The following is a 9318-nucleotide window of genomic DNA, read 5'->3' on the forward strand; positions in this document are numbered from 1 at the left end:
AGAGCGCCGCGCCCCTCCGCGCCGTCCCCCAACCCCTGGCCGACGACCGGATCGAGCACCTCAACGTCCGCCGACGCGACCGCCTCGGCGGAGTGGTCCACGAGTACCGACATGCCGCCTGACCTGCACGGACGAGTTTTCGGCACCTTCAACCCGCCACTGCACCCCCTACATCCTGCTCAACACCCGCAAGACCGGCGAACGCGGCCGTTTCGACGCGGCCCATGAACTGGGCCACCTCGTGCTCCACAGCGGCTACCAGTCCCCCCGCGGCCCAGAAGCCGAAGCAGCCGCAGACGCCTTTGCCTCCGCCTTCCTCATGCCACGCGCCGGCATCCTCGCCCAACAGGTCAACAACGCCAGCGTCGAACGCATTTTGAGCGCCAAGGGGCGCTGGGGCGTATCAGCAATGGCCTTCTCCTACCGCCTCCGGACCATGAAACTGCTCTCTGAATGGCGTTTTCAGCAAACCGCCAAGCAACTGGCACAACTCGGATACCGAAAAGGAGAGCCAGGCTCATCCATGGTCCGAGAGAGCAGCAAACTGATCTCAAAAGTATTTGAAGCGCTACGGGCAGAGGGAACTTCTGTCAACGACCTCGCCAAATCAGTACACATCTTCCCCGAAGAGCTAAACCACTACGTATTTGGCCTGGTTCCCATCGGATACAAGGGTGGAGAGCAGCGCACAGCGCCCATCCGACCGGCCCTGTCCATCGTCAAATAGCTCAGATCTCACCGGCCGTTACTACGACCCGCCACCGCAGATACACCCGCGTTCGCAGGAACGCCGCGATCGTCGCCGCGTCCCTCGGAGACGGGAAGTGCAGCAGCGCTGCTTCGGCAGCGGCCTGCGTGTCGTCCTTCTGGTCCTCGCCGCCGTCCTCCGCTCGAATTGTGAGCTGGGCAAAAACTGAAACCCCACGGACTGGCATGTCATGACAGGCCCATAAATAGGCGCTAAAGCCAGGTAGCCCACCTCCGCCTCAGTACGCCACAACTCACCTGCCACACACGCAACTTGACAAGGCCTGCCGAAGTCGTGAGAGGGGAGTCCGACACCGGACCATCAAGGGCCCCTGGCCGGCAGTGACGCTGGTCAGGGGCCCTTGCCGCGATCAGGCTTCCGTCAGCCGTCGGACTCCGGCGACGGGATGTAGGCGCCCGGCACGTCCTGCGGCGCGAAGATCTTGTCCTCGCCGGGGTACGGCGTCTTCCAGTTGTGCGTCTGGTACCACGTGAAGTGGTCCATCTGCGCGGGGCTCGCGAAGTCGACCTTGGCGTTGGGCCCGGTCAGCCGCTGCTTCGACTTCCAGTTGTCCCACTTCGCCGCGAGCGCCTGCATGTCCGCCGGCACCGTCGCCGACGGCACGGCCGCCGCCGTGGGGTTCTGCGGCGCCGGGGTGTCCAGGCCGCAGGCGGGCGGGGTCTTCAGGCCATCGGTCAGCGGGACCCGGTTGGGCAGCGCCTTGAACGGCGTGTAGTCCGGGTTCTGGGTGAAGGCCCCACGCATCGGGGTGGCCGCGCTGTCCTTCTGGTTCATCGGGTGGATCCCGAGGATCTGCTCGATGGTCCGGATCATCGTGATCTGCGAGTAGTAGCGGCTGTCGACCTTGCCGTGCTGCGCCCAGGGGCTGATGATCTGGATCGGGCCACGGTGGCCGTCGACGTGGTCGATGCCGGCCTGGGTGTCGTCCTCGACAACGAAGATCGCCGAGTCCTTCCAGTACTTGCTGTGCGAGATCGTGTCGACCATCTTGCCGACCGCGAGGTCGTTGTCCGCGACCTGAGCGGCCGCGTTCGGCGCGCCACCGGTGTGGTCGTTGGGGAACCAGACCATGTTCAGGTTCGCCGGCCCGTTCTTCTCGAAGTCACGCTTCCAGATCTCGTACCGGTAGATTTCCGGGATATTGAGGTCGCCCCCCGGGAAGCTGTGCACCGACACCTTGTCGAGCGACGGGATCGCCACGGCCGAGTGCATGGGGTAGGCGGTGTCCTGCTCGGGGTTCGCGTCCATGTTCTTGGTGTCGCAGTACAAGTTCTGCCAGCTCGCTCCGGACGGCTTGCTGTTGGACTGCAGCTGGTACTCACCGAAGTCCTTGACGGTCTTGCCCGCTGCCTGCGCACCGGTCCAGATGAAGCCGGACTTCTGGTGGCCGAGAGCGTCGTCGTAGGTGTCGTAGGTGCGCACGTACTGACCGGCCATGGACTCGGTGTACTCCGGGTCGTCGGCCTGCATCAGCCAGTTGTGACCCTCGGCGGAGTTGGTGCCGATGTCGTAGGTGTTGTCGTACAGCCCGAACTGCTCGGCCAGCGCGTGCTGGTTCGGCGTCACGTTCTCGCCGAACTGTGCCAGCTTCGGGTCGCCGTTGCCCTGGGGCATGTCGCCGAAGACCTGGTCGTAGGTCCGGTTCTCCTTGACGATCATGAAGACGTGCTTGATCGTCGAGGGGTCGCCGAGCTTCAGCGGAACCGGCACCGGCTTCGCATCGCCCTTGCCCTCGGACAGCGTGACTGAGCCGCCGTTCCAGCTGTTCTGGCTGAAGACCTTGCCGGTCTGGGACTTGATGACGCTGTCGTCCGGCAGCGTGAACCGCGTCAGGCTCGAGGTCGTGTCGTGGGTGCCGTGCCCGGCGGGGTTGTTGGGGCGGCGGGCGTCGATACCGCGGGTGTTGGAGACCACTATGTCGTTGCCGACGGTGGCGATCTCGGAGGGGAAGTAGTCCGTCGGGAGCAGGCCGACGTAGCTGACCGGCTCCTGCGGGGACGTGTACCGGTAGACGGCGACCGCGTTGGCGCCGCCGAGCGTCACCAGCAGGTGCCCGTCGTCGGTGAGCGTCACCGCGTTGGGGTGGTAGCCCACCGACGCCTTCGGCCACGGCTGGGTGGCGATGGTCTGCACGACCTTGTCCTTGGCGGTGTCGATGACCGACACGTCGTTGGTGGCGGTGTTGGTGACGAACACTGCCCCCTTCTTGGCGTACATGGCGGTCGGGTGCAGACCGACGTCGATGCTCGAGGGAGCGGCGGTCGGGTTCGCCAGGTCGATGACGCTGACCGTGCCGGTGGTGCTGCCCGCGTTCGGATCGGCCGGCACCGCGGTGCCGTAGGAATTCTGCGTGGGCTCGGCCGGGGCGGTCGAGTCGCTGATGTCCCAGCCGCTGAGCTGCAGGAGGGGGTCGCCATAGTTCGCGGTGACGTTCAGCCGGTAGTAGCTGTACGCGGTGGTATTGGTGAAGGTGTAGCTCTTGGTGAGGTACCGCGAGTTGAAGCGCTGCCCCGTGTGCTTGTCCAGATCGGTCCAGGTGCTGCCGTCGTTCGACCCCTGCAGGGTGAAGTCCTTGGGGTCGCGTCCCGGCGAGTCGTTTGCCGAGGTGAGCGAGTACTGCACCACCGCCTTGGGCTTGGCCAGCTGATAGGTCACCCAGCCGGTCGGGTTCTTCGCCAGCCACTTGGTCGACGGATCGTGGTCCTTGAGGTTCACAGCGACTTCGTTCGGCGGGTTCTCACCGCTCGCGGTGACCGTGCTGACCTGGTCGAGCAGGCTGCCGGGCATGGGCTTGGCCGGGCGGCCGCCCTCGTTGCTGACGTAGAGCTTGGTGCCGACCTGGACCATGCCGCGCGGGGCGTTGCCCACGGCCCAGCTCTGCTCGATGGCCCCGGTCGCCGCGTTGATGGCGACCACGCGGTTCTGGCCGTTGACCGCGGAATACACGGTGGAGCCGTCGGCCGAGAACACCGCCGCACTCGCCAGTGCTTGCTTGGACCCGTTCGCCGGGATCTTGATGGACGTCGGGTTGGCGACGCTGCCGTCCGGGTTCACGGTGAACCTGGTGTAGCCGCCGGTCTGGCCCAGCCACAGCTGCGAACCGTCGGGCGAGTACGTGGGGCCTTCCTGGCCCACGTCGTTGCTGCTGATACGCAGGTCCGCCGACGCGTTGTTGCCGACGCGCTGCTTCACCTGCCAGTTCTTCAGGTCCACGATGGCCAGCGCCATTCCACCGTCGGCGAGCGAGGCCGCGACGTGGGTGCCGTCCGGGCTGACCGAGGAGGACATGATCTTGCCATTGTTGATGACGAGGCGCTCGCCGTACGGGGCGATGTACTGGTTGCTGGAGAGGACCTGGCCGTTAGCTGTGGTCTGGCCGACCTGGTCGGTGCCGAACTGGTTCGTCTGGGCTACAGCGGTGCCCGTGACGGCGAGGGCGACAGTGATGCCCGCCGTTACCAGAGTGGTCCGGCGGCCGACGCTTCTACCGAAAAGGCTGATCTGCTTCTTCTCGTCAATCCGACGCTGCCGTGTGACCTGCATGGAGTTATCCCTTCGGGGTGGTGGAAAGAAGTTCGACGTTGCCGTCGAACTGCCAGAGCGGGTTCGGTGTGTCCCCGGTAGGGGTCCGCACCAGGAAGTAGCCGTTCACTTCCTTCGGTCCGTCGCCGTCGGCCACGAACCGCCCGTCTGCGGTGACGTCGAGCTGGTAGATGGCCGTCCCCGCGGTCTCGGCGCCGGGCAGGTGCCAGGTGACGACGCAGCGCCAGTCGTTGCCCGGCCCCTGTGCGGCAGCATGGCCGCCGCCCTTGTTGCACGCCGCCGTGGCCTTCAACTGCGCCTCAGTGACGGCGGGGCGGTTGAGCTGCTCGGTCTGCATGCGGTAGAGGTGCGCGAATGCCGTGGCGACCGACCGCTGCACCTTGTCCTGCTCGATCCCGGAGCCCGTCGCCGAGGTCGTCGCGGCGACGACCGCGAACGACACGGCGGCCACCCCGACGAGCGGCAGGACTCCGACGGTGATGGCGCGGCGCCCCGAACCGTCGTGGGTCGGGTTGGTGAATTCGCGCCGTACGAAGAGCACATAGGCCAGCGCCGTCGCGACCACGGCCCACACGAGGCTGACGATGATGCCGATCAGCAGCGGGCCGAGTTGTTGCGGGCTGGTGAACAGTCCGTTCCAGGAGATGAAGGCGTAGCTGGGCAGGGCGACGCGGACGGCCACGGGGAGCGGCAGCATCTGGGCGACCGCCATCGCGAGCGAGACGAGTACGGGCACCAGCAGCCCCATCGGGGACCGTCCCAGGGTGACCGACCCGAGGAAGCCGAGTGCGGCGAGCGCCAGGGTCGGAGCGAGGACGCAGATCCAGGAGAGCAGGACCTGAGCGGCGGCGTCCGACGGTGCCAGGAGGTGGCCGTCGAGGCCGACCAGCGGCTGGTCGCCGACCGCGAGGAGGCCGCCGACCGTGCTGGAGGCCGCGAGCCCGGCCACGAGCAGCAGCAGGACGGTGAGGCTGGCGACCACCTTCGCCACGAAGATCCGCCGAGGCGAGCGGACCGCCACGAGCAGCTGGCGCCAGGTACCGAGGCGGTCCTCGGAGGCGAACACGTCACCGGCCACGACCGAGGTCAGAAGCGGGAGCGCCCAGGCCCCCGCGAAACCGAGCATCACCAGCGGCCCGGCCCACCCGGAGGCGTGCATCCAGCGCCCGAAGAGGGTGTCCACGGGGAGCGTGGCCTGCTGGCTCACGCCGGCGACGAAGAGGGCGGGAACGATCCAGCAGGCGAGGACCAGCAGGCGGATCCGCCACTGTGAGACGAGTTTGACGAACTCGAAGCGACAGACGCGGGTGACGGGGACGCGAGGGCCTCTGGTCACCTGCTCGTGTTCCTGTTCCCGGCTCGGGGTGAGGGTCGCGGTCATCGGCCGGCCTCCTGCTGTTCGGTGAGGGCGAGAAACGCGGCTTCGAGCGGCGACACCACGGGGGCGAGCTCGCGCACCGCGATGCCCGCGTGCACCAGCCCCGCAACCAGTTCGTCGAGGGCGGGCACCTGCGCGCGCACGACGAGCGTCCGGGCGTCGTGCCGTACGTCGGCGTCGTCGACGACCTGGATCCCGGCCGTGTCGACAGCCAGTCGGCGGGCGGCCTGCGGGTCGGAGGTGAGCAGCCGGTAGTCGAGTTCGCGGTTGTCGGTGGCCAGTTTGCTCAGCGGGCCGGTGAAGACGACGCGTCCGGCAGCGAGGATGGTCACCTCGGAGCACAGCGCCTCGAGGTCGTCCATGTTGTGGCTCGAGAGCACGACGGCGGTCCCGTCGGCCGCGAGCCGGTTGAGGACACCGTGCACGTGCTTCTTGCCCGCCGGGTCGAGGCCGTTGGACGGTTCGTCGAGCACGAGCAGCCGGGGCTTGGTCAGCAGGGCGGCGGCGAGTCCGAGCCGCTGGCGCATGCCGAGGGAGAAGCCGCGGGTGCGGTCGTCGGCGACGCCGGTGAGGCCGACCTCGGCGAGTACGTCGTCGACTTCCGCCGTGCGCGTGTCGTGGCCGCGGAGTGCGGCCTGCGCGGCGAGGTTCTGCCGTGGGGTGAGCGAGGGGTAGAGAGCGGGACTGTCCACGAAGCCTGCGACGCCGTCGGGAGCGTTGAGTGCCCGCCCGACCAGTGTGCCCAGGACCTCGAGGCGACCGCTGTCGGCAACCGCGAGCCCCAGCAGGACGCCGAGCAAGGTCGTCTTCCCGGCGCCGTTCGGTCCGACCAGGCCATGGATCTGACCCTGCGTCACATCAAGGTCTATACCGTCGAGCGCGACGACGTCACCGAAACTCTTCGTGATGTCGTGAGCCCGGATTGCGAGGAGTTCTTCCATGGGTCCCTTCCTCCAAATGCCCCAGGGACTCTAGGGAGTGATCACGCTGCTCAGGGAGACGGGGAGTTGAATGTTGATGGAACATGAAACGACTTAACATTTGTGACGTCGCCGGGCGGGCGGGAGCCGCACCTGTTTCGACCAGCGACCTTTGCGGTTGCTTGATCGAAACTGGAGGAATAGCTGGGAAAGTTGCGATCGGCAACGACGTGCGGTGTTGGGGGATTGACCGGGAAGTAACTCGGCGGCCTGAACGGAGGGACGCGAGAGCGTATTGACGAAGAGCCAGTCACCGGGGGTGGGAATGCTCACTCGGTGTCACCGCTCAGGCAGCCCCTAAGTGCCCACGCGGGCCCGCAGCCGGACGGCAAGAGCAACCGCCACGGCTCAAAGTCCAGTTGGGTGATTGGAGAGCCAGCCCGTGTGCCGATCCCGAAGCTCGTCCCACTCGGGGGGCGTGGTGAGGACGACGTCGGCGCCGCCGTCGGGGAGGCGCTCGACGTGGGCCCGCGAGACCACAGTGGTGCCCTCGCGTGCGATGTACTGCCTGATGATGTGTGCTGGTTTGTCAGTGGTTTTTCGGCGTGGATGTGTCAGTGGTGTGGGGTGTTGATAGCGCTGGCTGGGATGGGGGCGGTTGGGTGTTTGCTGCTGCCGGTGGTTGCCGATGTTGCGCTGACGTTTTTGACGAATCGCCAGGTCATGTTGGTGCCGATCGGGATAGCGGGTGGATGGTTCGGGTTGTCCATCGCCGCAGCGGCTGAGAAAGCCTCTACGATCCGGTTGATCATCGAACCGGGGAGGGGACATGGCCGAGGGCCGGGAAACGACGGACGCGGTCGCGGAGAGATCGGTGGAGCTGGCCTACCGGCCGTCCGTCGGCGACTTGGCGTCCGCGCTGCGGGCACGTGCGAGGAGCACCGGCGCGGGACGCTTTCAGCGCCGGGCGCTGGTGTGGACGGTGGCGGTCGCGGCCGTCGGTGCCTTGCTGTCGGCGGCCGGCTCCGGCCGCCGTGACACACCGTGGCCGCTGTATGCGGGGCTGGTGGTCTTCGCCGTCTTCATGACTGCGGTGCCGTGGTTGCAGGCGCGCCAGCTCCACCGGCTCGCCGAACGGCAGGGGGACATCCGCGGGACGGTCGACGACACCGGGATCCGGCTCACCACCGCGCACAGCTCGGCCACCGTCGACTGGCACCTCTACCCGCGCTACGCCGAGACCCCGGAGCTGTTCGTGCTTCTCAGCGCCGACAAGTCCGCTGTCGGCGTCGTGGTCCTGCCCAAGCGGGCCGTGGCGGACCCGGAGGACGTGGACCGGCTGCGGGCGGTCCTCGACCGTCGGCTCGTGCGCGCGGATGCCGCCGACGGGCCCGGCCCCGGCCCCGGCCCGCGGAGCCGGGGTCGGGCTGTCGGCCGCGGGGTCAGCTCTGTCGGGCTGTTGCTGCTGGGGCTGCTGCTGTTTTTCTTCGCCTTCGCCGCCGTCCAACACGCCGCGCATCCGGATCGCTTTCCCGGGATCCAGAACAACACCGCCCCGATATCGGCTGTCATGCTGGTGCTGGGGACGCTCGCGGTCGCCGGGGCCTGGTGGCTCGTACGGCGGATGACGGTCATGCGGATCGTGACCGCCGTGCTCGCCGTCCTCGTCCTGCTGGCCGGTGGTGCCGTCCTGTACCGCGTTGGGCCAATGCTCCACTGCTGGGGCTCGGACAGAATCGCCCGAGGGCCCGACGGCGCCTACGCCTGCTACGACTTCTGAGGCGGTCCAGCGCCACCGCGCCCGCACTCCCGGGCGGTTACCCTTCCGCACGTTTACGAACGACGGATGGATCAGCATGTCCTACGACGGCGCGTTCCTGTGGGGCCCGGCGAACTTCTCTGGACGCCCTCCCACCCGGCTGACGGTGGAGGGTGTCGCGGTGGGCGTTGTAACCGCCGGCCTGCTTGCAGGTGCTTCAGTGGCGGGCGCACTGGCCGGTTTCGACACGGTGGGCTCGGTGGCCGGTGTCGTCGTGGGTCTGGCCACTGCCTGGTATCTCTTCTCGACGAACGCGGGACGTGTCCTGGTCGGTGCAGTTGCCCTGCTCGGCGGGATCCTCGCCTGGTGGATACCGGGCGCGACCGCACAGGCCGTCCTCGCGGCGCGCGGCGAGAGCCGTACGGTGGTGGTGACCGAGGTCCATGTCCACCGCTACGAGGGGCGGGACTACGTCAAGAACTCCTGCTCGGTACGCCTCCTTGACGGCACCTCGGTCCCGACCGAAGCCTGGCGCACCTGCGGCGCCACCGCGCGCCCGGGCCAGCACCTCACGATGGTCTTCGGCCCCAAAGACGCCATCCCGCCGACCGACCGTATGCTGCCTGCCTCCGCAGCCGAGGCCCTCGCAGGGCCGGCGGCCGCGACTCTGGCCCTCGCAGCGCTGTGCTGCGTCGCGGTGATCCGATCTCAGCCGTGACCACGCGGGTCATGCACCCCCTCGGGGGCGTTCCTGGCCGGTGGCCTACTGTGCTGCCCGTGGGCTGATTGACCTGTGGGGCTCGTAAAATCATTGCTGCTGGTCAGCGCCGGCCTCCAGGGTCGTCGGTGGGGATTTGTAATGCTGCCCTGATGATCGTGTCCCTGCTCTACCGCACCGTCCGCGCACTGTTGTCCGTCCCCGCGGTCCTACTGCGTCGAGACACCGCCA

At 67.7% G+C, this 9318-nt stretch carries 7 protein-coding genes; 3 read left to right on the forward strand and 4 right to left on the reverse strand.

From position 1 onward, the window contains the following. Nucleotides 1–118: 118 nt before the first annotated feature. A complete protein-coding gene (locus tag ACNPQM_RS42810) occupies nucleotides 119–727 on the forward strand; it encodes an ImmA/IrrE family metallo-endopeptidase (RefSeq protein ID WP_418088258.1) in 609 nt (202 codons plus the stop codon). 1 nt (nucleotide 728) lies between these two features. Here the strand turns inward: ACNPQM_RS42810 and ACNPQM_RS42815 are convergent, their stop codons facing one another. The 4 genes from ACNPQM_RS42815 to ACNPQM_RS42830 all read right to left on the reverse strand — a co-directional run bounded on the left by ACNPQM_RS42815 (nucleotide 729) and on the right by ACNPQM_RS42830 (nucleotide 6631). After that, a complete protein-coding gene (locus tag ACNPQM_RS42815; RefSeq protein WP_418088259.1) occupies nucleotides 729–935 on the reverse strand; it encodes a hypothetical protein in 207 nt (68 codons plus the stop codon). A gap of 194 nt (nucleotides 936–1129) precedes the next feature. Continuing rightward, complete coding sequence (locus tag ACNPQM_RS42820) at nucleotides 1130–4312, reverse strand: alkaline phosphatase family protein (protein ID WP_418088253.1); 3183 nt, start codon at nucleotides 4310–4312, stop codon at nucleotides 1130–1132. A gap of 4 nt (nucleotides 4313–4316) precedes the next feature. Beyond that, complete coding sequence (locus ACNPQM_RS42825) at nucleotides 4317–5693, reverse strand: ABC transporter permease (RefSeq protein ID WP_418088254.1); 1377 nt, start codon at nucleotides 5691–5693, stop codon at nucleotides 4317–4319. Then, nucleotides 5690–6631 (reverse strand): ABC transporter ATP-binding protein, encoded by a 942-nt coding sequence (locus ACNPQM_RS42830; RefSeq protein ID WP_418088255.1) that lies wholly within the window; start codon nucleotides 6629–6631, stop codon nucleotides 5690–5692. The genes ACNPQM_RS42825 and ACNPQM_RS42830 overlap by 4 nt, the downstream gene beginning before the upstream one ends. A gap of 808 nt (nucleotides 6632–7439) precedes the next feature. Here ACNPQM_RS42830 and ACNPQM_RS42835 point away from each other — a divergent pair. Next, a complete protein-coding gene (locus ACNPQM_RS42835; protein WP_418088256.1) occupies nucleotides 7440–8390 on the forward strand; it encodes a YcxB family protein in 951 nt (316 codons plus the stop codon). Nucleotides 8391–8466: 76 nt separating this feature from the next. Next, nucleotides 8467–9087, forward strand: coding sequence for a hypothetical protein (locus ACNPQM_RS42840; RefSeq protein ID WP_418088257.1), 621 nt, complete (start codon nucleotides 8467–8469; stop codon nucleotides 9085–9087). Nucleotides 9088–9318 lie beyond the last annotated feature (231 nt).

Source organism: Streptomyces sp. NPDC056231, from assembly GCF_048270745.1.
Taxonomy (GTDB): domain Bacteria; phylum Actinomycetota; class Actinomycetes; order Streptomycetales; family Streptomycetaceae; genus Streptomyces.

Coding starts and splice junctions, on each gene's coding strand:
- ACNPQM_RS42820 (WP_418088253.1), bottom strand. CDS start 4,312: ATGCAGGTCACACGGCAGCGTCGGATTGACGAGAAGAAGCAGATCAGC.
- ACNPQM_RS42840 (WP_418088257.1), top strand. CDS start 8,467: ATGTCCTACGACGGCGCGTTCCTGTGGGGCCCGGCGAACTTCTCTGGA.
- ACNPQM_RS42815 (WP_418088259.1), bottom strand. CDS start 935: ATGCCAGTCCGTGGGGTTTCAGTTTTTGCCCAGCTCACAATTCGAGCG.
- ACNPQM_RS42830 (WP_418088255.1), bottom strand. CDS start 6,631: ATGGAAGAACTCCTCGCAATCCGGGCTCACGACATCACGAAGAGTTTC.
- ACNPQM_RS42835 (WP_418088256.1), top strand. CDS start 7,440: ATGGCCGAGGGCCGGGAAACGACGGACGCGGTCGCGGAGAGATCGGTG.
- ACNPQM_RS42825 (WP_418088254.1), bottom strand. CDS start 5,693: ATGACCGCGACCCTCACCCCGAGCCGGGAACAGGAACACGAGCAGGTG.